Origin of the sequence: Allobosea rubneri (assembly GCF_032464875.1) — a bacterium.
In the GTDB taxonomy this organism is placed as follows: domain Bacteria; phylum Pseudomonadota; class Alphaproteobacteria; order Rhizobiales; family Beijerinckiaceae; genus Allobosea; species Allobosea rubneri.
In genome coordinates, this window is sequence record NZ_JAWDID010000012.1 from 33561 (window position 1) to 56669 (window position 23109).

The following is a 23109-nucleotide window of genomic DNA, read 5'->3' on the forward strand; positions in this document are numbered from 1 at the left end:
CTGAACTGATCTCTCGCAGCCGGGTCTCAGCCGGCAGCGGTCGGAATGGTCCATTCGTCGCCACGGGCGGTGGTGACGTATTCCGGCCAGCGATAATTGACGGGGGCCTCGAAATCGGCCGGCAGAAGCGGCGCAACCCACTTCTCACCGCCGATGCCGCCGCCGGTGCGATCCTTGAACTCCGCCTGCGCGGCAGTGAGGCTGGTGCCGTCGGTCAAGAGGTCGACGATGGTGGTGGCGATGACCTTGGCGGCCGTGCTCCACATCGGGTCGATGCAGGCCGGCATGCCGCCCATGGCGTAGCGGGTCCACTCCGGATAGCGGTAGCCGGGCGGGGCCTTGAGGGTCGGGCGGCCGACATAGAGCCGCACCGTCGGCGCGTGCCACGTGTAGTCGACATAGTCGTCGGCAGCGAGGTTCTTCTGCCAGGACGGCAGTTGCGCGCGGAAGGCCTCCTCGCCCTCCCAGGGCGCCGTCAGGCGCTGGATTTCGGGCATGAACGGGTCGTCCATCGGCTCCAGGCCGAGATTGCGCTGGATCTCACGGCCGAAGGCGCGCGCTTCCTCGCCCCATTGCGGCGCGCCGATCGCGGCGAAGTTGCGCCAGGCCGCCTGCGCCATCGCGTGGTTCGGCAGGCCGGCGCGGGTGCGGGTGATCCAGGCGGGGCTGACCGTGCAGTGGCTCATCGCGGCGCAATGCTCGGCATTGCGGTCGAGCACCGCGAAGACGCGCTCGCACATGTCGAGCGTCGGGGCGCGCAGGGAGTACTGGATCTGGGCGAGGCCGGGCGCGAGATTGTCCGCGGCCGCATAGCCCGCCTGGATGATGTGCTCGTTGAGCGTCCAGCTGCCGTGATGCGGCAGCATCGACTCCTTCATGTACTTTGACGAGGTGTACATCAGGCAGACCGCGTCGATCGCGCCCGGCGCGCGCGCGGTCGAGTGGCTGTGGGTCACGCCGGCGAAGGCGCCGGTCTGCTGCCAGGTCTCCGGGTTCGGGCACTCGAAGGTGTAGACGCGGCTCCAGTAGGGGGCGCTGTGGGTATCCCAGAAGCAGCTGTTCGCCAGCGCCGGGAACGAGTGCGGGTGGAAGCTCATCGCCGCGTCGAGATCGTTGTAGTAGCCCTTCGCCGCGTGCACCGGCTTCGAGCCGCACATCTTCTCGGCCGGCTCGCCGAAGAACTTGATGCGCCCCTTGATGCCGTGCTTCTCCATGGCGTGCTTGGCGGCGAGGAAACCGGCGAACGCGCCGATGCCGAGCGCCGAATGCGGGTCGGTATGGCCGGCGGCGTGGCGGCTGACGCCCTCGCGGGGCTTGCGGAAGGGCACGGCCTCCTGCGAGGTGCCGGGCACGGCGTCGTACTCGGCATAGCCGCCGATGGTCGGGCCTTCGCCATTGGACCATTCGGCACAGAACGCCGTCGGCATGCCGCCGGACCCCTCCTCGACCGTGAAGCCCTCGGCGCGCAGGCGCTCGACATACCAGGCGGCGGAGCGGTACTCGCGCCAGGACGGCTCGTGCAGGTCCCAGATCGTCATATGGTCGGCGGAGAGACGCTCTGCGTTCTCTTCCAGCCAGGTGAGGGCGCTCTGCTTGTCGGCGCCAAAACCGCTGATATCGGACATGGTTCTGCCTTTTCGGATGGTTCAGTTCCCGCGCCGCGAGCGCACATAGGCGTCCGCGCACAGAAGGCTCACGGTGACGGCGATGAGGACCGCCGCGACGGCGGCCATGGTGGGATCGAGCGCCTCGTTGATGCCGTCCCACATGCGGCGCGGCAGGGTGAAGACGGCGCGACCGGCGATGAAGAGGGCGAGGACGAGCTCATCCCAGCTATGGATGAAGGCGAAGATCAGCCCCGAGACGACGCCGGGCATGATGTTCGGGATGATCACCAGGCGCAGCGTCTGGCTCATGCTGGCGCCGAGGCTGAGCGAGGCCTGTTCGAGGCGCGGATCGAAGCCGGCGAGCGCGGTCGAAACCGTGATCACCACATAGGGGACACCCGTCACCGCATGGGCGATGATCAGGCCGGTGTAGGTGTCGAGCAGGCGCAGGTCGATCCAGAACTGGTAGATGCCGAGCGCGTAGACGATGGTCGGCACCATGATCGGCACCAGCATCAGCATGCGGACGAAGTCGCTGGCGCGGTTGCCGAGGCGCCAGCAGCCGATGGCGCAGAGCGTGCCTGCGACGACGGCCACCGCCGTCGAGACGCAGGCGATGATGAAGCTCTGCAGGATGCTGGTGAGCCAGGGGCCGCTGCTGAACAGGTTGCGGTAGTACTGGAACGACACCTCCGACTCCGGCAGCGAGAGATAGTGCCGGTCGGTCACCGAAACGGCGAAGACCACGGTGATCGGAAGGACGAGGAAGCAGATGATCAGCCACGCCAGCGAGCGTGTCATGATCGAGATGTTGCCGAAGCCGTTTGCGGTCATGGTCTCAGCCCGCCCCGAAGAGTTTGCGCAGATTGACCAGCCGGCTCAGTGCCGCGAGCAGCACGCCGATGACGATCAGCAGCACCGCGGCGAGCATGCTGGCGACGCCCCAGCGCACGACCTCGAGGATTTGGACCTTGATGTATTCGGCGATCATCAGCGTCTTGCCGCCGCCGAGCAGGGCCGGGGTGACGAAGAAGCCGAGCGAGAAGATGAAGACCAGGATGCTCGCGCCGACGACACCGGGGAGCGAAAGCGGCAGGAACACCCGCCAGAAGGCTTCGAACCGCGAGGCGCCAAGGCCGCGGGCGGCGGCGATGCAGCGCTGGTCGATGTCGCGCATGTTCGAGAAGATCGGCAGGATGCCGAGCGGCAGCATGTAGTGCACCATGCCGATCATGACGCCGGTCTCGTTCCAGATCAGGCTCAGCGGGGAGTCGGTGACGCCCGTCGCCATCAGCGCCGAGTTGATGAGCCCCTCGCGGCGCAGCAGCACGAACCAGGCGAAGGCGCGCACCAGCACGGAGATCCAGAGCGGCACGAGCACGCCGAGGAACATCCAGCGCTGGACCTTGGGCGAGGCGTGCACGAGCGCATAGGCGACGACATAGGCCAGCAGCAGCGTGAAGATCGTCGTCAGCACGCTGATGCGGGCCGTGGTCCAGAGCATGCGCTGGATCGAGGCGCTGGTCGCGAGCAACTCGTAATTGTCGAGCCCCGTCGTCGGCACCGTGAAGCTCATCCAGAGCACGCGGCCGATCGGGTAGATGTAGAAGACCCCCATCAGGAGGAGAGCCGGCGCGATCAGCAGCCAATAGCGCGTCGCAGGCGACGCGAAGAGGCTGAGACCGGCCCGGCTGCGCGCTGAGTCGGCAGGAGCAGTCATCACATGTCCGATCGGGTGGGAAAGCGCCCTCGGGCGCGGTCATGCCCCCCTTTGGGGAGGGCATGACCCGTCGTGCGTCGCGAGACGCCGAGCCGTTACGAGGAGATCAGATCCAGGAAGCTCTGGAAGGTCTTCGAATGGTTGGCCTTGTACCAATCGGCGTTGATCTTGGCCTGGACCGCGGCGTTGGCGGCGTCCGACGGGTTCTTCTTCTTCAGCTCCGCCGGCACGAGCGCATCGGCGGCGGGGTTCGACGGGCCATTGCCCATCGCCGCCAGGAGCTTCACCTGGCCTTCCGGCTGCTGCATCGAGGCGATGGCGCGCATCGCTTCCTTGCCGGCGGGATTGCCCTTGGGCACGACCCAGAGGCCGGGCTGGAGCAGGCCGTCCTTGAAGGTGTAGGTGACGCGGCCCTGCGTCTCGTCGGCGAGCACATTGGCGCGGGTGTGCCAGAGCAGGCCCATCACGCATTCGCCGTCGCGCATCAGGCTCTGGCTTTCCGAGCCGCTGTTCCAGAACAGCAGGTCCTTCTTGATCGTCGCGATCTTGGCGAAGGCACGCTTGACGTCGAGCGGATAGAGCTTGTCCTTCGGCACGCCGTCTGCCAGCAGCGCGAACTCGAGCATGGCCTGCGAGTCCTTGCGCATCATCCGCCGGCCCGGATACTTCTTGGTGTCGAAGAAGTCCGCCAGCGTCGGCTCGCCGGAAATCTTGCTCTTGTCCCAGGCGAGGACCGAGCTGAACATGTAGTTCACCACGCCTTCGTCATAGGCAAAGGTGGGATCGAGCTTGGTCTTGTCGACGATCGAGTAATCGATCTTTTCCAGCGCGCCATGCGGGCCGAGTTCGGCCAGCGTCGTGATGCCGGCGTCGCAGATGTCCCAGGTGACGTGGCGCGACTGGACCATGGTGAGGATCTTGCCGTTGAGCGCGCCGCTCCCGTCGAGCACGATCTTGCCGCCCTGGGCGGCGAACGGCTTCACATAGGCCTCGTCGAAGGCCTTCATGGCGACGCCGCCGAAATTGACCAGCACCACTTCCTTGCCGGCCTGGGCCCGCGCGGCGCCACCGCCCAGTGCGAGCGCCGCAGGCGCGATGCCGAGCGCGAGCGCGCTGCGGATCAGGTCGCGACGGGTCTGACTGCCGCCGAGTTCGGCCGCGAGGGCCCTGCAATCTTCCGCGAAGCTCTGCTTTTCCATCATGATCCCCTGTTCTTGTTGATGATGAAGATGAGGCTTTCCGGTCGCCTAGCCCGGCCGTCAGGCCTCCTGGACTTCCATCCCCGCCCGCGCGCTCCAGCCCAGCTCGAGGGATTGCCCGACTTCCGGAGCCGCGCCGGCATTCCAGGCCGGCAGCGAGACGCTGATCGGACCGCAGCCCGCGGTTTCGACGAGGATGCGGAACTCCGAACCAAAGTAGTTCCACTCACTGACGACGCCGCTCAGCCGGTTGTCGCTTTCGGTGCCCGGGGCGACGATGGAGAGCTTTTCCGGCCGCAGCGCGACCGTGACGTTCGAGCCGATGCCCGGTTTGGTATCGCGTGCCTTCTGCACGAAGCGCACGCCATCCCCGGAGAACACGAAGCCGTCCCCGATATGGGACTCGACCTTGCCGCGCACGAAATTGCTCTTGCCGAGGAAGTCAGCGACGAAAGCCGTCCGGGGCCGGTCGTAGAGCTCGCCCGGCGTGCCCTGCTCGACCAGTCGCCCGTCGCTCATCACGACGATGCGGTCCGACATGGACAGTGCCTCGTCCTGGTCATGCGTGACATAGATGAAGCTGAGCCCGACCTGGCGGTGCAGGCGTTTCAGCTCCTCCTGGAGTTCGGCGCGCAGCTTCTTGTCGAGCGCGCTCAAGGGCTCGTCGAGCAGGAGCAGGTGAGGGGTGAATACGAGCGCACGGGCAAGCGCCACACGCTGCTGCTGCCCGCCCGAGAGCTGGCGCGGCAGGCGCTCGCTCTGGGTCGTCAGCTTGACCAGATCCAGTGCCGCCTTGACCTTTTCCTCGATCTCGGCGCGCGGGCGCCGGCGGACCTTCAGGGGGAAGGCCACATTGTCGAAGACCGACAGATGCGGGAACAAGGCATAGCCCTGAAAGACCATGCCGAAATTGCGGCGTTCCGGCGGCAGGTGCGTAATCGGCTGCTTGTCGAGGTGGATGCTACCTTGGTCGGGTTGCACGAACCCGGCAATCATCATCAACAAGGTGGTCTTTCCGGAGCCGGAAGGACCAAGCATCGTAAGAAATTCGCCGCCCTTGATGTCGAGGGACACGTCTTTGACAGCTTTGAATGTGCCGAATGTCTTCGAAACACCAGATATCGACAGGTCGTGACCTGGAATCATTGCCGTCATTGTCAAGGCAGCCCCTCTGTTATATTTATTTCGACCTTGGCTGTCTGGTCGAGTGATTGCAGAGCTTAGCCGCGTCAAAATCAGAGTCAACTATAAAAAAAGAGCCAACTCTAATTTTTTGAGGTAAGCTCGGGCATCGGCAGGAGGACGTTTTGGCCAGCAAGGTGATCGGACTGAGAGAGCGCAACCGGCAGCACCGCGTCGGGCTCATTCTGGGCGCAGCCTCTCGCCTGTTCGCGCAGAGCGGCTATGACAGCACGCGTATCGAGGAGATCGCGGAGGCGGCGGAGGTCGCGCCGGCGACGGTCTATAACTACTTCACGAACAAGGCGAACATCCTCACCGCGCTGGCTGCGCGGCATGTCTACAGCTCCTGGGCCGAGCGCAGCGCTTATGTTCAGAACCCGCCGAGCGACCCCGTGGAGGCCGTGCAGGGCTTCGAGCGCCTGCTCGCCGACCAGGCGATGCGCACGCTCGGCCGGGAATGCTGGCGGGTCATCCTGGCCGCGCCCTATCTCCAGCCCGGCAGCCGCCTCCACCGCGCCGGAATCATCTTTGGCTGGCTGATCGAGCGCCATTACCGGCGCATGCTGCGCACCTTCCAGGAGCGCGGCCAGCTCGATGCCGATGTCGACATCAGGGCGCTCGCCGAACTGATCACTGCGATCGGGACTTATCATTTCGGCCGCCGCGTCTCGGACGAGAACATGACGCTCGACACGCTGAAGCAGGACATCGAGAAACATGTCCTGATGACCTTTCTCGGCGTCATGCCCAGACAGGCGCGCCCGGAGGCTCCGGGCGCGCTGCCTTAGACGCTGAGGCAGAGGTATTTGATCTCGAGATAGTCCTCGATGCCGTATTTCGAGCCTTCGCGGCCGAGGCCCGATTGCTTGATGCCGCCGAAGGGCGCGACTTCGGTCGAGATCAGCCCGGTGTTGATGCCGACCATGCCGTATTCCAGCGCCTCGGCGACGCGGAAGATCTTCGAGACGTCGCGCGAGTAGAGATAGGAGGCGAGGCCGAACTCGGTGTTGTTGGCCATCGCCACCACCTCCGAGACGGTCTCGAAACGGAAGAGCGGCGCGACCGGGCCGAAGGTCTCCTCGCGCGCGACCTTCATCGTCGCGGTGGCGCCGGTCAGCACGGTCGGCTCGAAATAGAGGCCGCCGCGCTGGTCGCGTCTGCCGCCGGTCAGCACCTGCGCGCCTTTGGCGGTCGCGTCGGCGATATGCTCCTCCACCTTTGCCAGCGCCTTGTCCGAGATGAGCGGGCCGGCGAGCGCGCCCGCCTCGAAGCCGTCGCCGACCTTGATCTGCCCGACCCGCTCGGCGAGCTTCTGCGCGAAGGCGTCGTAGACCCCGGCCTGGACGTAGAGGCGGTTGGCGCAGACGCAGGTCTGGCCGTTGTTGCGGTATTTCGAGACGATCGCCCCTTCGACCGCGGCGTCGAGATCGGCATCGTCGAAGACGATGAAGGGCGCATTGCCGCCGAGTTCGAGCCCGAGCTTGAGCACCTGGTCGGCGCCCTGCCGCATCAGGATCTTGCCGACATTGGTCGAGCCGGTGAAGGTCAGCTTGCGGATCTTCGGGTTCTCGCAGAACTCGCGGCCGACGGAGACGGAATCGGTCGAGGGCAGCACGCTGAAGAGTCCGGCAGGCAGCCCGGCACGTTCGGCGAGAACGGCGAGGGCGAGGGCCGAGAGCGGGGTTTCCGACGCCGGCTTGGCCACCATGGCGCAGCCGGCGGCCAGGGCCGGCGCCAGCTTTCGCGCCAGCATCGCGTTCGGAAAGTTCCAGGGCGTGATCGCCGCCACCACGCCGACGGGCTGCTTGACGACGATGATCCGCTTGTCGGGCTGGTGCCCGGGGATGGTGTCGCCATAGACTCGCTTGGCCTCCTCGCCGAACCATTCGACATAGGAAGCGCCGTAGAGGACTTCGCCTTTGGCCTCGGCCAGCGGCTTGCCCATCTCGGCGGTGAGGATCGCCGCGAGGTCGTCGGCATTGGCGACCATCAGGTCGAACAGCCGGCGCAGGATCGTCGCCCTGTCCTTGCCGGTGCGGGCCGCCCAGTCCTTCTGCGCCTCCTGCGCGGCGTCGATGGCGGCGGCCGCCTCGGCGCGGTTCAGGTCCGGCAGCGTCGCCAGGACCTCGCCCGTCGAGGGATTGGTGACCTCGAAGGTCCGGCCCGTCGCCGCCGAGGCGACGGGCCGGCCGGCGATGAAGCCGCTTTCGACGGCGAGCGAGGTGTCCTTCAGCCGCGCAAGGAGGCTTGCTGCGATCGCCATCGCCTCAGGCCTCCGCTGCGCATTCGCGCAGGCTGTCCTCGAGGATGTCGAGCGCCTCGGAGAAGATCTCGTCGCTGATGGTCAGCGGCGAGAGGAAGCGGATCACATTGCCGTAGACGCCGCAGTTCAGCAGGATCAGGCCCTTTTCCAGCGCCCGGGCCCGGACACGGTTGGTGAACTCCGGAGCCGGCGTATTCGTGCCAGGCAGGGCGAACTCGACGGCGTTCATGAAGCCGGGGCCGCGGATGTCGGCGATCTGCGGTATGTCCGGCGTCAGCGACTGCAGGCGCTGCTTCAGGCGGGCGCCGAGTTGCTCGGCCCGTGCGCAAAGCCCCTCATCGGCGATGACGTCGAGGACGGCATGGGCCGCCGCGATGCCGATCGGGTTGCCGCCATACGTTCCGCCGAGGCCACCGGCACCGGGAGCGTCCATGATCTCCGCGCGGCCGGTCACGGCTGCGATCGGGAAGCCGCCGCCGAGGCCCTTGGCCATGGTGGTGATGTCCGCGACCACGCCGGCGCGCTCCATCGCGAACATCCGGCCGGTCCGGGCGAAGCCGGTCTGAACCTCGTCGGCGATCAGCAGGATGCCATGCTGGTCGGCGAGCGCCCGCAGGGCCGTCATGAAGGCGCGCGGCGCCTCGTAGAACCCGCCTTCGCCCTGGATCGGCTCGATGATGAACGCCGCGACGCGGGACGGGTCAACATCGGCCTTGAACAGCCGGTCGAGCGCGGCCAGCGAAACCTCCGCGGTGACGCCATGCAGCTCGACGGGGAAGGGGATGTGGTAGACCTCCGGCATCATCGGGCCGAAGCCGACCTTGTAGGGCGCCACCTTGCCGGTCATCGACATGCCCATGAAGGTCCGGCCGTGGAAGCCGCCGGCGAACGCGATCACGGCCGAACGGCCGGTGGCGGCGCGGGCGATTTTGACCGCGTTCTCGGTCGCCTCGGCACCGGTGGTGACGAAGATGGTCTTCTTGGCGAAGTCGCCCGGCACGGCCTCGTTCAGCCGCTCGGCCAGCCCGACATAGTTCTCATAGGGCACGACCTGATGGCAGGTGTGGGTGAAGCGTTCGAGCTGCTCCTTCACCGCCGCGATGACCCGCGGATGGCGGTGGCCGGTGTTCACCACGGCGATGCCGGCGGCGAAGTCGATGTAGCGCTTGCCCTCGGTGTCCCAGAGCTCGGCGTTTTCCGCCCGGTCGGCATAGATCTGTGTCGCGACGCCGACGCCGCGGGAGACGGCGGCAACCCTGCGGGCTTCGATGGCGGAATTGGACATTGCTTGCTCCCCTCGGATGGCCGCGCCTGCGCCGGCAATTCTTTGAGGAATTTCTTGCAGTTTTTCTGCAAGAAGACAAGATGGCCGCGGGACGCTTTCCGCCATAGGTTCTCGCCCGATCGCCGTGACGATCGGCGCAGCCCGGGACCGGATGTGGAGCCTGTTCGATTTCGCATTACCGAGGCCGCCCGCATGGCGGGGGTTTCGGCCTCTACCTTGCGGCTCTGGGAGGCGCAGGGGCTGATCGAACCGATCCGGACCGCGTCGGGACAGCGGCTCTACAGCCGCGAGCAGCTCGACCGCCTGCAGGAGATTGCCTGGCTGCGGCGCGAGAAGGGGCTCAACCCGCCGGCGATCGCCGATCGCATGGGCCGCGAGGACGCATCCGAGGCGCCAGCCGGAGCGGCCGCTGACGTGTCAGCGCGGGAAGTGCCGGTCGGGCTGAAGATGCGGCGGCTGCGTCAGGCGGCGCATGAGACGCTGGAGGATGTCGCCCAGGCTACGGCGATCCCGGTCTCGGTGCTCTCAACCTTCGAGCGGACCTCGGTCGGCCTGTCCTTCAAGGCCCTGCATGAGCTCGCCCGTCACTTCGGGACGACGGTGGCGGCGATCAGCGGCCAGGAGGATCATGACGGGCGCGAATCCCTGGTGCGCGCCGGCGCCTGGGCGACATGGCCGCCCACCTCGCCCGGCGTCACCGTACAGGCGCTCGCGCGGGGCCAGACCCTGATGGAATGCCATCGCTTCCAGCTCGCTCCGGGAGCTTCGAGCGAAGGCACCTACGAGCATGAGGGCGAGGAGTTCCTGCACATTCTCTCGGGGAGCCTCGAGATCGTCCTCGACGGAGACAAGTTCTTCCTGCTCGAAGCCGGCGACAGCTTCTATTTCGAGAGCCGCCGCCCGCATGCCTGGCGCAATGCCAGCGAACAGGAGACGGTGGTCGTCTGGATCAACACGCCGTCGAGCTTCTAGGCTGTGAAGCTCCGCCGGAGCCTCGCCTCTGTCGCCACATGCTGGTCGCCGCGACAACCGCACCGCGCGCAGGAAAGCAACCGAGTCGCGTGGCGCAAGATCACCTTGGCAAGCTGATGCAAGATGGCTTCGTTGAGAGGCTGCGCCGTCATGTCCTGGCGCTGGATGCCTCATCCCGAACAGGTTCGCAGCCTGGATCCGCAAGGGGCGAGAACGAGTATCGTGGCCAGTGCTGAACCTGATCGATAGCGGGCCGGCATCACGAGCTTCCAACGATGCAGAAGAGGCAGGACGCCTTTCAGGAGCTGCCGGATAGGCTACAATGCGACCGGGCGCCTTCATCGCGACGAGGCGATGGAGGGAGCTCGATGCCTTCCACAGGGGAGGACGTCATGGGACGCAAGTTCATCGACTGCCGCGCATTCCCGAGTGAGATGAAGTGCTCGATCGCGATCAGCGCCGATTCTGAGAAGGAGCTGCTGGAGGCTGCCGTCCAGCATGCCGTCGCAGTGCATGGCCACAAGGACAGCCCCGAACTAAGAGGCCAGCTGCTAGGGGTCATCAAGGATGGCATGCCGAGCGAGACGGCGCCAGGCCGCGCCGCCTGACGCTCTGGACCCTCGGACGGCCGCTATCCTCCACGGCCCCGGACATGACATCGCTTCACGCTTTGCCTTCACCGGGCGCCATAACTCGGCGAAGGCGGGGCCGTGTGGCTGACGGCCGTCAGCTCTGCTCCAAGCGCCCCCACGAAGCCCGCGGCCAGGGGCCGGCGGTTGCCAGCGTGGGCGCGCCGCCGGATAGTACGCCTCCCGGTAGGCGAGGAGGTGATGTGATGACATTGTCGATCAAGACCGAGAATTCCCTGCTTAAACAGGACGAAATCGCCTTCGTCGCAGGGACGCATTACCCGGCAATCGTCGATGCCGACGACAAGGCGCTCGCGGAAATGCGTAAGCGCATCCGTGACCTGCAGGAGAAGGAGCGCACCTTCGTCCGGCAGATGCGCCGCAGCATTCGCGGCAAGGCCGATGCCCGCGGCGCGAGCTTTCCGGGCGAGGTCGAGCGCCCCTCCCGCCGCAAGCAGGTCTGGGCGCAGGCCGCCAAGCGGCTCAACCGGGAGACGGCGCGACGCCGGGCGATCGCCGCCCATGAGGAGATGAAGGATGCCGCCCGCAGAGCGCTCGCGCTCAAGGCTGACGGCAAGGCCAAGGCCCGCCCTGCCGACAAGACCGCGAGTGACGGCATGATCGCGATCGAGAGTCGCAAGCGCCGCTTCAGCGTCAACCGTGCCAAGGTTGGCAGCGTCTCGCAGGCCGGCAAGCGCGCCCAGGCCAGACGGGACGCGAAAGGCGCGTAGGCGCGGTCAGGACAGGACGGCGCCGGGTTTCGACCGGCGCCGCTCGGTTTCTCACTGCGCCGCGCTGACGGCGGCTGCGACGGCAAAGCCGCAGACGATCATCGCTGCCATCCTGTAGGAATGTCGCCGCAGGCTTACCGGCAGGCTGGCGCCGAGCAGCGTCCAGCCGAAGCCGGCGGCGATCGAGAGCGCGACGAAGGCGAATAGGCCGAGCACCGGCTGCCCCGGCAGCAGCGACGGGATCGAGAGCGTCCCGACCAGCATCGCCTTCGGGTTGAGCAACGTCGTGACGAGCACCCGCGCAAAGGCACCGGAGCGTGCCGGCATCTCGGGAACGACCGGCAAGGACCAGAGTTTTCGCGCCGACAGCAGCAACCAGATGGCGGCGACCGCCTTCATCAGCGGCAAAGCCTGCGGAACATCCCCAAGCAGGTTTGCGAGCGAGAGAAAGAAGCCGATGGCGAACGCATAGCCTAGCGCCTCGGCTAGCGGCAGCAGCCTCGCCTGGCGCAGCCCCATCGCCGCGCCGGATGCGGCGAGGATGGTGTTGGTCGGCCCCGGCGTCAGCAGGATCGCCGCGGATGTCAGCAGGAAGGTCGCGATTTGCAAGGGGGCGCCTCGGGATAGCGGTCGCCATCAGCTACCCCAGGATCGCGACCGGCACATTGACTTGCCGCAAGGCGGCCCGGCTCTCCTTCGGGAATCAGAACGAGGACCCGGCCACCGCGTGCGGAGGCCGGGTCGGTCGTTCAGTCTTCTGCGGCCATCGCGACCTGTGCCGGCTCCGACTCCGGCTTCGGCTCGGGCTTCGCTTCCTTCGGCGCGAACATGTTCATGATGAACACGAAGAAGGCCGGCACGAAGAAGATCGCGAGCACGGTCGCCGAGATCATGCCGCCGAGCACGCCGGTGCCGATCGCGTTCTGGCTCGCCGCGCTGGCGCCGGACGCGATCGCCAGCGGAACGACGCCGAGCGTGAAGGCGAGCGAGGTCATCAGGATCGGCCGGAAGCGCAGATGCGCCGCCTCGATCGTCGCCTCCCTCAGCGGCTTGCCCTCGGCGTGCAGGTCCTTGGCGAACTCGATGATCAGGATCGCGTTCTTGGCGGAAAGACCGATGATCGCGATCAGCCCGACGAGGAAGTAGACGTCGTTGGGCATGCCGCGCAGCGTCACCGCCGCCACCGAGCCGATCACGCCCAGCGGCACGACCATCATCACCGAGAGCGGGATCGACCAGCTCTCATAGAGCGCCGCCAGCAGCAGGAAGACCAGGAGGATGCTGAGCCCGATCAGCAACGGTGCCTGCGAGCCCGACTGGATCTCCTGCAGCGACTGGCCGGTCCACTCATAGCCGAAGCCGGACGGCAGCTCGCGCGCAAGCCGTTCCATCTCGGCGATGGCGGCGCCGGACGAATAGCCCGGGGCGGCCTGGCCGGCGATGCGCACCGCCGGATAGCCGTTGTAGCCGACCACCTGGGATGGGCCCTTCGACCATTCGATGCTGGCGAAGGAGGAGAACGGCACCATCCCGCCATGGGCGTTGCGGACGTTCAGGCGCAGCAGGTCGGCGGTCTGCATGCGCTGGCCTTCATCGGCCTGGACCGTGACCCGCTGCATGCGGCCGGCATTGGGGAAGTCGTTGACATAGGATGAGCCGAGATTGGCCGAGATCGTCGCATTGATGTCGGCGAAGGCGACGCCGAAGGTGTTCGCCTTCTCGCGGTCGATGACCAGGCTGACCTGGGCGGCGTCGGCGAGCCCCTCGACGCGCAGGCCGGCGAGCACCGGGCTCTGCGAAGCCGCGGCGAGCAACTGCGCGCGTGCCGCCGAGAGCGCCTCCTGCCCGAGACCGGCGCGGTCCTGCAGGCGGAACGTGAAGCCGCTGGAGTTGCCGAGGCCCTGAATCGGCGGCGGCGACAGCGCGAAGGTCTGCGCGTCCTTGATGCCGAACATCTTGCCGTTCATCCGCGCCGAGATAGCGGTGGCGGAATCGTTCGGGCCGCGCTCGCTCCAGTCCTTCAGGGTGATGAAGGCGAGCGCCGCGTTCTCGCCGGCGCCGGCGAAGCTGTAGCCGGAGATGCCGACCATGCGCGAGACGGCCGGCTCGGCGAGCGCGATCTTCTCGATCTGCTGGAGCACGTCGAGCGTCCGGTTGGCGCTGGCCTCCGGTGGAGCCTGCACGTCGACCAGGAGATAGCCCTGGTCCTCGTTCGGCAGGAAGGCGGAAGGCAGGCGCATGAACGACCAGCCGAGGCCGACGAGCAGCGCGAGATAGATCACCATATAGCGTCCGGTGCGACGTGTGATCCCGCCGACGATGCCGCTATAGCCGTGCGACATCCGGTCGAAATTGCGGTTGAACCAGCCGAAGAAGCCCTTCTTCTCCGCGTGATGGCCCTTCGCGATCGGCTTCAGGAAGGTCGCGCAGAGCGCCGGTGTCAGCGTCAGGGCGAGGAAGCCCGAGAACAGGATCGAGACGACCATGGTCAGGCTGAACTGCTGGTAGATGATGCCGACCGCGCCGGGGAAGAACGCCATCGGCACGAACACCGCGGTCAGCACCAGCGTGATGCCGATGATCGCGCCGGTGATCTGCGTCATCGCCTTGCGGGTCGCCTCCTTCGGCGACAGCCCTTCCTCGGCCATGATCCGCTCGACGTTCTCGACCACGACGATGGCGTCGTCGACCAGGATGCCGATCGCCAGCACCATCGCGAACATGGTCAGCACGTTGATCGAGAAGCCGGCCGCGAACATCACCGCGCAGGTGCCGAGCAGCGCCACCGGAACGACGAGCGTCGGGATCACCGTGTAGCGGAAGTTCTGCAGGAACAGGAACATCACCACGAAGACCAGGGCCATCGCCTCGAGCAGCGTGTTCAGCACCTTCTGGATCGAGACCTCGACGAAGGGCGAGGTGTCGTAGGGGATGTCGTATTTCAGCCCGGCCGGGAAGAAGCGGGCGAGCTCCTCCATCTTGGCCTGAACGCCCTGCGAGGTCGCGAGTGCGTTGCCGGTCGGCGAGAGCTGGACGCCGATGGCGGCGCTCGGCTGGCCGTTGAGGCGCGTCGAGAAGTTGTAGGATTCGCCGCCGACCTCGATCCGGGCGACGTCCCGCAGGCGCACGGACGAGCCGTCGAGATTGGCGCGCAGCACGATCGAGCCGAACTGCTCGGGCGAGGTCAGCTGGCCCTTGACCAGCACGGTCGCGGAGAGCTGCTGGTTGATCGGGTTCGGCTGGGCACCGATGCGGCCGGCCGCGACCTGCGCGTTCTGGGCGCGCACCGCGGCGATGACGTCGGCCGAGGTCAGGCCGAGGCCGAGCATCTTCTCAGGGTCCATCCAGATCCGCATCGAGCGCTGGGTGGCGAAGAGCTGGGCGCTGCCGACGCCGGAAATGCGCCGGATCTCGCCGAGCACGTTGCGGTTGAGATAGTCGCCGAGGCCGATCGCATCGACCTTGCCGTCGGGCGAGGTCAGGGTCACCAGCATCAGGAAGCCGGTGCCGGCCTGCTCGACGCGCATACCTTGCTGCACCACGGTCTGCGGCAGGCGCGGCTCGACCCGGCTGATCCGGTTCTGCACCTCGACCTGGGCTTCGCCGATCTTGGTGCCGGGCGCGAAGGTGACGGTCAGGTTGATCCGGCCGTTCGCCTCCGAGGTCGACTCGAAATAGAGCAGGCCCGGGACGCCGTTGAGCTCCTCTTCGACCGGGCGCGTGACGCTCTGGTAGATGTCCTCCGGCGAGGCGCCGGGATAGTTGGTGCTGATCGTGATCTGCGGCGGCGCGACGTTCGGATACTGCGCGATCGGCAGCATCGGAATGGTGATGACGCCGGCGAGCATGATGAAGATCGCGACGACCCAGGCGAAGATCGGGCGGTCGATGAAGAAACTCGGCATTGCGTTCAGCCCTGCTTCTCGGTGGCGGGGGCAGGGTCGGCGGCGGCCGGCTTCCAGGGCGCGCCGGTGAACTTGGCGCCGGGGCGGATCTTCTGGAAGCCTTCGACGACGACCTGATCGCCGGGCTTCAGCCCGTCATCGATCACCTGGAGGTTGTCGACCGTGCGCCCGGTCCTGACCGGACGCAGCTCGAGCGTGCCGTCGGCCTGCAGGACATAGAGCTGTCCCTGGCCGGCGCCGTCGCGCTGGATCGCCTGCAGCGGCACGGCCAGCACGTTGTTCTGCACGCCCTGCTCGAGGACGACGCGGACATACATGCCCGGCAGCAGGTCGCCGTCAGGGTTGGGGAACTGGCCGCGCAACGTCACCTGTCCGGTCGTCACGTCGACCGTGGCCTCGGAGAACAGCAACTGGCCGCGGTGCTTGTAAGTGGCGCCATTGTCGAACAGCAGCTGGACATTGGCGGCGCCCGGATTGGGGCCGGTCAGCGCGCCGAGCTTGAGCGCCTGCCGCAGGGCGAGCAATTCGCCGGCTGACTGGGTGAAGTCGGCATAGACCGGGTCGAGCTGCTGGATCGTCGCCAGGATATCGGCGGCGCCGGTGCCGACAAGGGCGCCTTCGGTGATCAGGGCGCGCCCGATCCGGCCGCTGATCGGCGCCCGCACCTCGGAATACTGGAGATCGAGCTGCGCTGCGTCGAGACCGGCGCGGGCGGCGGCGACATCGGCCTCGGCCTGGGCCAATTGCGCGACCGCCGTCTCCTGCTGCTGGGTGCTGGCGACCTTGCGATCGAGCAGCTCGACGATCCGGTCAGAGTGCTGGCGGGCCTGAAGCTGGCTCGCCTCGGCGCGCTTCAGCGCCGCTTCGGCGCTGGCGACCCGCACACGGAACGGCGCCGGGTCGATCCGGTAGAGCACGTCGCCCTGCTTGACCATGGTGCCTTGCTGGAAGACGCGCTCGACGACGATGCCCGAGACGCGCGGGCGCACTTCGGCGATCCGCGTCGGCGCGATGCGGCCCGGCAGGTTGTTGGTCACGGGCAGCGTCTGCGGCTCGGCGGTGATCACGCCGACGGCGACAGGCGGGCGCTGCGCACCGGCGCCCTGCGCCGGCTTCTTCTCTTCGGAGCAGGCGGCGGTCAGCAGAAGCGCGCCGAGCAGGAGGCCGCGGCCGAGATGCGAGATCGGAAAGGTCATGCGGAGAATCCGGAGGGGACGGTGCAAAAGGAGGGGGCGGAGTTCTGGCCGGCTGCGGCAGGTCCGCCGGCTAGGCGGTCGGCAGGCCCGGGGACTGGTCGACGAGCCAGCCGATATCGGCGACGAGGCGCTCGCGCTCTTCCGCCGACCAGCAATGCAGCTCGAACCACTCCATCAACATCAGCCCCTGGGCGGCGAGGAAGGCGAGCATGGCGCCGCGCGGATGAGTGGACTGCTCGGCGATCTCGGCGACCTGCACGCGGTTGATCTGCTGGATCGGTTCGCGCAGCTCGGCATCCTGGGCCAGGGCCGCGCACAGGTTGAACGCCACGGCGCGTTCCTCGTCGGAGCGGAGGCGCGAAGCGGAGGCGAGCCGCCCGCGTATCAGCGCATCGGGCTCGCCCGCGAGCGCATCGACGAAGGTCTGGATATAGGCGGTCTCGACGGCGACGCGCCGCTCGATCACCGCCCGGATCAGGGCGCGCTTGGTCTTGTAGTCGTAGAGCACGCTGGCCTTGCTGATCCCGGCCTCGGCCGCGACGGCCTCCAGCGTGAGATGCACCGCGCCGTCACGGCTCACCACCTTTTCGGCGGCGTCGAGGACGGCTTCCCGGTCGATGGTGCGATGGCGGCCCATATATCCTCATTGAAAATATCCGACCGGTTGGATATAAATTCTGTTGCGCTATGTCAAGCCACCCGGCCCGGCGATGGGGCATCCTCGGCGATCGCGGCGGCGCCAGGGCGCGCGGCGAAATGCGTACGTGGAAGGAGCAGGATCCTGCGGACGGCCTATTTTCACGATCTCGAGAACGACATTCTTCTCGCCGAGGAGGGCGGCGTTCTGACCGTCAGTCAGGATGGCCGGTCCTATCTGGCCCTGCGCTGGAAAATGACCGAGGAGGTCGTGGCCGTCGTCCAGACCGCCATCCGCTTCGGTCTGTCGAAGCTCTGGCAGGACGGTCACCCAAAGGGCCGGCAAAGCTCGCATATCAGTTTTTCGTGCACGCACGAGCCTGCCTCATGGGTCTTCGCCCTCGGGCTGGAGGCGTGCCCGCCACGCCTGCAGAAGATCACCTTCAACAAGCGCTTTCTGCCGATCTTCGAGGCCAGCCATCTGGAGTGGAGCAGCCAGAAGAGCGGCGGGCACATTTTCGTACCGCCCGGCAGCCTCGCCGAGGTGCTCGCCCTTCTTCGCACGCGTGTGACGCGTTCGGCGGCTCCAGAGTAGCGCGCGCCGTTCGCGACGGCTGGCCGCTCAGAGCAGTCCGCTGTCGCCGGGGAAAGAGATCGCCGCGTTATCGGTCAGGAGGCGCCGGCCGGCTTGTCGCTCGCATGGCGCGTCATGCTCGACGCCATCGCCGGATTGTAGCCCGGCAGGACGCGCGCATCGATCAGCACCGGGCGTCCCTTTCGAGCCAGCGTCGTTGCCTCCCGCACGGCCTGTGTCAGCTCCGCCATGGTCGCCACCGGTCCGATCCCTTCCAGCCCCTGCGCACGCGCCATGGCGGCGATGTCGATGTCGGGCTCGGCGATGCGCTGGCCGATCCATTTGTTCTCGACCGGGCGCTGGCGCTGCCTGGCGACGCGCTCCTGATGTATCTCGTCGTTGAAGAAGGAGCGGTTGTTCGAGACGATCGCCACGAAGGGCAGCTGGTAATGCGCGGCGGTCCAGAGCGCCGAGATGCCCATCAGCGTGTCGCCATCGCCGAGCACCGCGACCGGGAGTCGGCCGGTATCCTTCAGTGCCAGCGCCGCTCCGACCAGCATGCCGGGGCCGGCCGCGATGCCGCCGCCGCCATCGATGCCGAGATAGTCGAGCGGATGACGGAAATGCCAGGATTCGCCGGCCCAGCCGAGCGGAAGCCGGACCAGCGAGATCACCTCCTCGCGCAGCGCCTCGCCCATCGCGGCGGCGAGGCTGACGACGTCGAGCGGCCTGTCCTCGTCGGCGGAGAGGGCGGGGAGGGCAGGTAGGTCACGCGGCGGCTCGCCGGGGCCGATGCCGAGCGCGTCGGCGATGAGATGCAGGGCGGCGTCCGGTGGGCAGGCAAGGTGGAGATCGGCCGGGGCCAGGGCCTGATGATCCATGCTCCAGCCATTATGGAGCTGATGGTCCGGCGAGATGTTGACGATCTTCGCTGCCGGCAGGCCGCCGGCCTGCTTCAGCATGCCGCCGAGATCGACGCAGTCGAGTGCCAGGATGACGTCGGCTGCGCGGATGGCCGCGCCGGCGGCCTCGTCGAGGAAGAAGCCAGGCTTGGTCACATGCAGTGGATGGTTGGTCGGGAAGCTGGCGCCGGTCTTGATGTCGGTCAGGACCCGCGCGCCGAGATGCTCGGCGAGCGCGACGCGCCTCGCCCAGTCGACGGGGCTGCGCGACATCCGGCCCATCAGGAGGAGCGGCTCCCTGGCGGCGGCAAGCCAGTCGGCCGCGGTTGCGATATCCTTGGCCGCGGGAACCGGGGCCGCGGCGGCGGCATAGCGCTTCGGATCAGGCAGTGCGGGCATCTCGTCGAGCCGCTGCTCCTGCATGGAGACGTCGAGGCAGACATAGGTCGGCCCGCAAGGCGCCATGCGGGTGAGGTTGGCGGCCCTGGTCAGTGCCTCGATCGCGGCGGGGACCGAGACCGGCTGGTCGTCCAATTTCACGTAAGGCCGGATCAGCGCGCCCTGGTCCTTGGCGGTGTGCAGCCAGTCGATCCAGGGCCGGCGCTGGGCGGCGTCGACCGGGCCGGTCGCGCCCAAGATCAGCATCGGCACCCGGTCGCACCAGGCATTGTAGATCGCCATGGCGCCGTGCATCAGCCCGACATTGCTGTGCAGGATCACGCCCATCGGCCTCTCAGTCACCTTGGCGTAACCATGGGCGAGCGCGACGGCGTGCTCCTCATGCAGGCAGAGCAGCATTTGCGGCGCCTGGTTGCCGGTGTGGTTGACCAGGCTGTCATGCAGGCCGCGGAAGCTCGAGCCGGGATTGAGCGCGACATAGGGAATGTCGAGCGCCCGCAGCATCTGCGCGACGACGTCGCTGCCCCAGACGCCGTTATCGGCGCAGGGCAGGGGTTGATCGATGCCGGCAAGTTTGCCGCCGGCCTTGCCGAGATCGGTCATCGGTGCTTCTCCGCGGGGCCGTCGGGTCGGGCGCTCAGTGGCCGAGCCGCGCCTTCCAGAAATCCCAGAGCCGGGTCTGGACCAGCGGCCCGAGATTGAGCGTGGCGGCGAGTTCGATCTCCTTCGCGGTCAGGGGCGAGACCTCGCTGAGCATCGCCGACTGGAACTGCAATTCGGCGTTCTGCTTCAGATGGACCGAGCGGAACACCATCTCCTTGACCGAGCGGCCGAGATTGCAGGCGCCATGGCGGCGCAGCAGCACGCTCCAATGCGGGCCGCAGGCGCGCGCCAGCGAGTCCGCCTGGGCCATGTTCTCGACCAGGAGGTTGGTGTCGCCGAACTCGTCGCGACTGTCCCAGAACGGCACCTGCGCGCCGATCACCGCGCCGATATGGAAGACCGGCACGACCGGCACCCCGGTCTGGCAGAACGGCATCACCGAGGCGGCATGGTGATGGCTGACCGCCATCACATCGGGCCGCGCCTTGTAGAAGGCGGCGTGGATGACGCGCTCGACATAGAGCCCGACGGAGAGCGGCGCTTCCGGCTCGCCGTCGAGATCGAGCTCGACGATGTCGGCGGCGGTGACGAGGGCAGGGCTGCGCGAGCGCGAGATCAGGAAGCGGTCGGGCCGCTCGGGATGGCGGGCGCTGACATGGCCGAACCCGTCGAGCACATCCTCGTTGGCGAGGATCCGGTTGGCGTCGACGATATCCTGGATGGTCTGGGCGAGGGCAGAGGGCGTGTCTGGCATCGGCGTTTCCAAGCTCGGGCTGAGTGCCTCTGCGCGGACACTCGCCCGGCCGTCGCCGCCTTTCCAAGACTTTCGCCGTTGGGCACCGATACGGGAAACCTGCTGGCGGACGGTGCGCTCAGCGCCCGGCGCCCGCCATCTCGGCTTCCGTCTCGTCCTGCTCTATGCCGTCCAGCGCCGCGATCTCCTCGCTCGAGGCGCCGAGCTTCCGCCAATCCTCGCTCTTGGGGACGATGCCCTGATAGGAGGAAAGCCTCGCCTGCGGGATATGCGGCTCGATCCGCCCGATCGCCTCGCCGCCGGCAGCGAGCTTGCGCGCCGCGTCGATCATCACCCGCCGGAACTGCACGATGGCGATGTCGCTGGCGCCGAGCCGCTCGCTGGTGCGGTCGGCGATAGGCCCCATCGATTCCCACATCATGATGTCCTGATTGGGAATGCCGGGCACGCCGGTGAAGTCGCCGAGCTTCATCGCCTTGCGGTCCTGGAGATAGTCGTTCTCCTTGCTGCGCAGCATCTTGCGGTAGTTCTTGTCGAGATCGATGCCGACCTGCGCGACGCAGAACTTGCGCCAGGCCTCCTGGTCGATGCAGTCGTCATTGCCCCAGGCGATGAAGTGGAAATAGCTGGAGACGTCGTCTTTCGGCACGATCACCGTCGCGACGTTGTAGGACGAGTTCGGCGGGATCAGCGCCGTATAGGGCGCGACGAAGACGGTCAGCCGGATGTAGTCATGCGTCTGCGCATTGCTGATCGGCCGGCGGATCGCGGCGTAGCGGAAGCCGTAATTGGTCAGCTGGACCTGGATGCGCGGGTTCTTGTCGGTCGAGGGGCGCGTCCAGTGCGTCGCATTGGCCCCGGCCGAGGTGACGCGCGCCGGCTTCATGTCGGAGGAGTGCAGGCTCGAGGAATGGGCGGAGTCGATCTGCCCTTCCATGATCTGCGCCCAGTTCACCGGCAGGTCGATCTTGACGATCGAGACCTTGGCCTGTGGCGTCGGCGCCCAGGCCGGCGCCTCGAAGTCAGGCTTCAGCTCGGGCGGGCCCATATAGACCCAGATGAAGCCGCCGGCCTCCTCCACCGGATAGGCCTTGTGCTTGACCTTCTCGGCAAAGCCGCTCTCCGGCGGCTCGGAGACCATCTCCAGGACGTTGCCGTCCACGTCGAACTTCCAGCCGTGATAGAGGCAGCGCAGCCCGCATTCCTCGTTGCGTCCGAAGAACAGCGAGGCCTTGCGGTGCGGGCAGTACTCGCCGAGCACGCCGATCCGCCCATCGGTGTCGCGGAAGGCCACAAGGTCTTCGCCGAACAGCCGCACCCGGACCGGCGCGCCATCGCTCTCGACGAGCTGCTCGGAGAGCAGCGCCGGCGTCCAGTGTCGCCGCATCAACTGCCCCATCGGGGCATCGCCCTCGACGCGGGTCAGGATCTCGTTCTCCTCATGCGTCAGCATGGCGGCCTCCCCGGCGCTTGCCCCGGTACTAGCCAGAGGCAAATTACTTAGTTATCTAAGTCTGAGATTAGTCGGGTTCAAAACGCTTGTCGAGAGAGGCAGGCGCGGGGCGCTGGCAAGGCGGTGCGCATGGCTGACGGAAGCGAGGCGATCACCCTCAGGATCGCCGAGAAGACGATGATCGCTGAGGATATCTGCCTGTTCGAATTGCGGGCCGGCGATGGCTCGGATCTGCCCGCCTTCACGGCCGGGGCGCATCTTTCCGTAACCGTCCCCAATGGCGAGACCCGCAAATACTCGCTCTGCAACGACCCGGCCGAGAGCGATCGCTATGTCATCGCGGTCAAGAAGGAGATCGGCGGCCGGGGCGGGTCGGTCTGCCTGATCGAGCAGGCGCAGCAGGGCGACGCGATTTCGGTCGGCGCGCCGCGCAACGATTTCCAGCTGAAGCCCGGCCCGGCCAGCTACATCTTCATCGCCGGCGGCATCGGCATCACGCCGATCCGCGCCATGATCAAGCACCTTACGGCGACCAGGGCAAAGCCCTTCAAACTCTACTACTTCACCCGCTCACCCGAGCTGATGGCCTTCCGCGAGGAATTCTCCGCCCCGGAATTCCGCGGCAAGGTGGTGATCCACCATGATGGCGGCGATCCCGCCAAAGCCTATGATCTCTGGCCGGTATTGGAGGAGCCGAAGGGCGCCCATCTCTATTGCTGCGGACCGCGGGGCCTGATGGAGGCGGTGCGCGACATGACCGGCCACTGGTCGTCGGCGGCCGTGCATTTCGAGGATTTCGGCGCCGCCAAGGCGAGGCCGGAAGACAATGCGCCCTTCACGGTCAGGCTGGCCAAGAGCGGCGGCAGCGTCGAGGTGCCCGCCGACAAGTCGATCCTCGAGGCGTTGCGCGAGGCCGGCAAGGTCCTGCCCAGCTCCTGCGAGAGCGGCACCTGCGGCACCTGCCGGACGCGGCTAATCGCCGGCGAGCCCGACCATCGCGACCTTGCGCTGTCCGAGCACGAGCGCGCCCGCAACATCATGATCTGCGTCTCGCGGGCGAAGTCGTCCGAGCTGGTGCTGGACCTCTAGAGGAGCCGCC

General features: G+C 67.1%; 20 protein-coding genes. 6 read left to right on the plus strand and 14 right to left on the minus strand.

What is annotated here, in order from left to right; all coding sequences use genetic code 11:
- Positions 1-26: 26 nt before the first annotated feature.
- The 5 genes from RKE40_RS10330 to RKE40_RS10350 form a co-directional block, all read right to left on the minus strand.
- Positions 27-1625, minus strand: a complete 1599-nt coding sequence (locus RKE40_RS10330; protein ID WP_316018153.1) for a zinc-binding metallopeptidase family protein — start codon at positions 1623-1625, stop codon at positions 27-29.
- 21 nt (positions 1626-1646) lie between these two features.
- Positions 1647-2441, minus strand: coding sequence for an ABC transporter permease (locus tag RKE40_RS10335; protein ID WP_316018154.1), 795 nt, complete (start codon positions 2439-2441; stop codon positions 1647-1649).
- A gap of 4 nt (positions 2442-2445) precedes the next feature.
- Entirely contained in the window at positions 2446-3327 is an 882-nt protein-coding gene (locus tag RKE40_RS10340; protein WP_316018155.1) for an ABC transporter permease, read from the minus strand.
- Between the two features lie 95 nt (positions 3328-3422).
- Complete coding sequence (locus tag RKE40_RS10345) at positions 3423-4529, minus strand: ABC transporter substrate-binding protein (RefSeq protein ID WP_316018156.1); 1107 nt, start codon at positions 4527-4529, stop codon at positions 3423-3425.
- A gap of 57 nt (positions 4530-4586) precedes the next feature.
- Entirely contained in the window at positions 4587-5681 is a 1095-nt protein-coding gene (locus tag RKE40_RS10350) for an ABC transporter ATP-binding protein (RefSeq protein WP_316018157.1), read from the minus strand.
- A 152-nt stretch (positions 5682-5833) separates the two neighbouring features.
- On the opposite strand from RKE40_RS10350, the gene RKE40_RS10355 reads away from it, so the two are divergent.
- Positions 5834-6496: a TetR/AcrR family transcriptional regulator gene (locus RKE40_RS10355; protein ID WP_316018158.1), complete on the plus strand. Its 663-nt coding sequence runs from the start codon at positions 5834-5836 to the stop codon at positions 6494-6496.
- Here RKE40_RS10355 and RKE40_RS10360 read toward each other — a convergent pair.
- Both RKE40_RS10360 and RKE40_RS10365 read right to left on the minus strand, forming a co-directional pair.
- Positions 6493-7971 carry an NAD-dependent succinate-semialdehyde dehydrogenase gene (locus RKE40_RS10360; protein ID WP_316018159.1) on the minus strand — a complete coding sequence of 493 codons (1479 nt, stop codon included), beginning with the start codon at positions 7969-7971 and terminating at the stop codon, positions 6493-6495. The two genes, RKE40_RS10355 and RKE40_RS10360, sit on opposite strands and share 4 nt — an antisense overlap.
- 4 nt (positions 7972-7975) lie before the next feature.
- Positions 7976-9256, minus strand: coding sequence for a 4-aminobutyrate--2-oxoglutarate transaminase (locus RKE40_RS10365; protein ID WP_316018160.1), 1281 nt, complete (start codon positions 9254-9256; stop codon positions 7976-7978).
- 192 nt (positions 9257-9448) lie between these two features.
- Here RKE40_RS10365 and RKE40_RS10370 point away from each other — a divergent pair, with 192 nt between their 5' ends.
- From RKE40_RS10370 to RKE40_RS10380, 3 genes are all read left to right on the plus strand, one after another.
- Complete coding sequence (locus RKE40_RS10370) at positions 9449-10228, plus strand: cupin domain-containing protein (RefSeq protein ID WP_390893307.1); 780 nt, start codon at positions 9449-9451, stop codon at positions 10226-10228.
- Positions 10229-10620: 392 nt separating this feature from the next.
- Positions 10621-10836, plus strand: coding sequence for a DUF1059 domain-containing protein (locus RKE40_RS10375; RefSeq protein WP_316018241.1), 216 nt, complete (start codon positions 10621-10623; stop codon positions 10834-10836).
- Positions 10837-11063: 227 nt separating this feature from the next.
- Positions 11064-11588 carry a hypothetical protein gene (locus RKE40_RS10380; protein WP_316018162.1) on the plus strand — a complete coding sequence of 175 codons (525 nt, stop codon included), beginning with the start codon at positions 11064-11066 and terminating at the stop codon, positions 11586-11588.
- Positions 11589-11639: 51 nt separating this feature from the next.
- Here RKE40_RS10380 and RKE40_RS10385 read toward each other — a convergent pair whose 3' ends face one another.
- The 4 genes from RKE40_RS10385 to RKE40_RS10400 all read right to left on the minus strand — a co-directional run bounded on the left by RKE40_RS10385 (position 11640) and on the right by RKE40_RS10400 (position 17326).
- Positions 11640-12197: a LysE family transporter gene (locus RKE40_RS10385; protein ID WP_316018163.1), complete on the minus strand. Its 558-nt coding sequence runs from the start codon at positions 12195-12197 to the stop codon at positions 11640-11642.
- A 140-nt stretch (positions 12198-12337) separates the two neighbouring features.
- Positions 12338-15493: a multidrug efflux RND transporter permease subunit gene (locus tag RKE40_RS10390; RefSeq protein WP_316018164.1), complete on the minus strand. Its 3156-nt coding sequence runs from the start codon at positions 15491-15493 to the stop codon at positions 12338-12340.
- Between the two features lie 5 nt (positions 15494-15498).
- The gene (locus RKE40_RS10395; RefSeq protein ID WP_316018165.1) at positions 15499-16689 is read right to left on the minus strand and encodes an efflux RND transporter periplasmic adaptor subunit; all 1191 of its coding nucleotides are present in this window, start codon (positions 16687-16689) and stop codon (positions 15499-15501) included.
- 70 nt (positions 16690-16759) lie between these two features.
- Positions 16760-17326, minus strand: a complete 567-nt coding sequence (locus RKE40_RS10400) for a TetR/AcrR family transcriptional regulator (protein ID WP_316018166.1) — start codon at positions 17324-17326, stop codon at positions 16760-16762.
- Here RKE40_RS10400 and RKE40_RS10405 point away from each other — a divergent pair.
- The gene (locus RKE40_RS10405) at positions 17315-17920 is read left to right on the plus strand and encodes a hypothetical protein (RefSeq protein ID WP_316018167.1); all 606 of its coding nucleotides are present in this window, start codon (positions 17315-17317) and stop codon (positions 17918-17920) included. The two genes, RKE40_RS10400 and RKE40_RS10405, sit on opposite strands and share 12 nt — an antisense overlap.
- A gap of 74 nt (positions 17921-17994) precedes the next feature.
- Here RKE40_RS10405 and RKE40_RS10410 read toward each other — a convergent pair whose 3' ends face one another.
- From RKE40_RS10410 to RKE40_RS10420, 3 genes are all read right to left on the minus strand, one after another.
- The gene (locus tag RKE40_RS10410; protein WP_316018168.1) at positions 17995-19803 is read right to left on the minus strand and encodes a thiamine pyrophosphate-binding protein; all 1809 of its coding nucleotides are present in this window, start codon (positions 19801-19803) and stop codon (positions 17995-17997) included.
- Positions 19804-19837: 34 nt separating this feature from the next.
- Entirely contained in the window at positions 19838-20557 is a 720-nt protein-coding gene (locus tag RKE40_RS10415; RefSeq protein ID WP_316018169.1) for a class II aldolase/adducin family protein, read from the minus strand.
- A gap of 118 nt (positions 20558-20675) precedes the next feature.
- Entirely contained in the window at positions 20676-22010 is a 1335-nt protein-coding gene (locus RKE40_RS10420) for a Rieske 2Fe-2S domain-containing protein (protein ID WP_316018170.1), read from the minus strand.
- A gap of 129 nt (positions 22011-22139) precedes the next feature.
- On the opposite strand from RKE40_RS10420, the gene RKE40_RS10425 reads away from it, so the two are divergent.
- Positions 22140-23099: a PDR/VanB family oxidoreductase gene (locus tag RKE40_RS10425; RefSeq protein WP_316018171.1), complete on the plus strand. Its 960-nt coding sequence runs from the start codon at positions 22140-22142 to the stop codon at positions 23097-23099.
- Positions 23100-23109 lie beyond the last annotated feature (10 nt).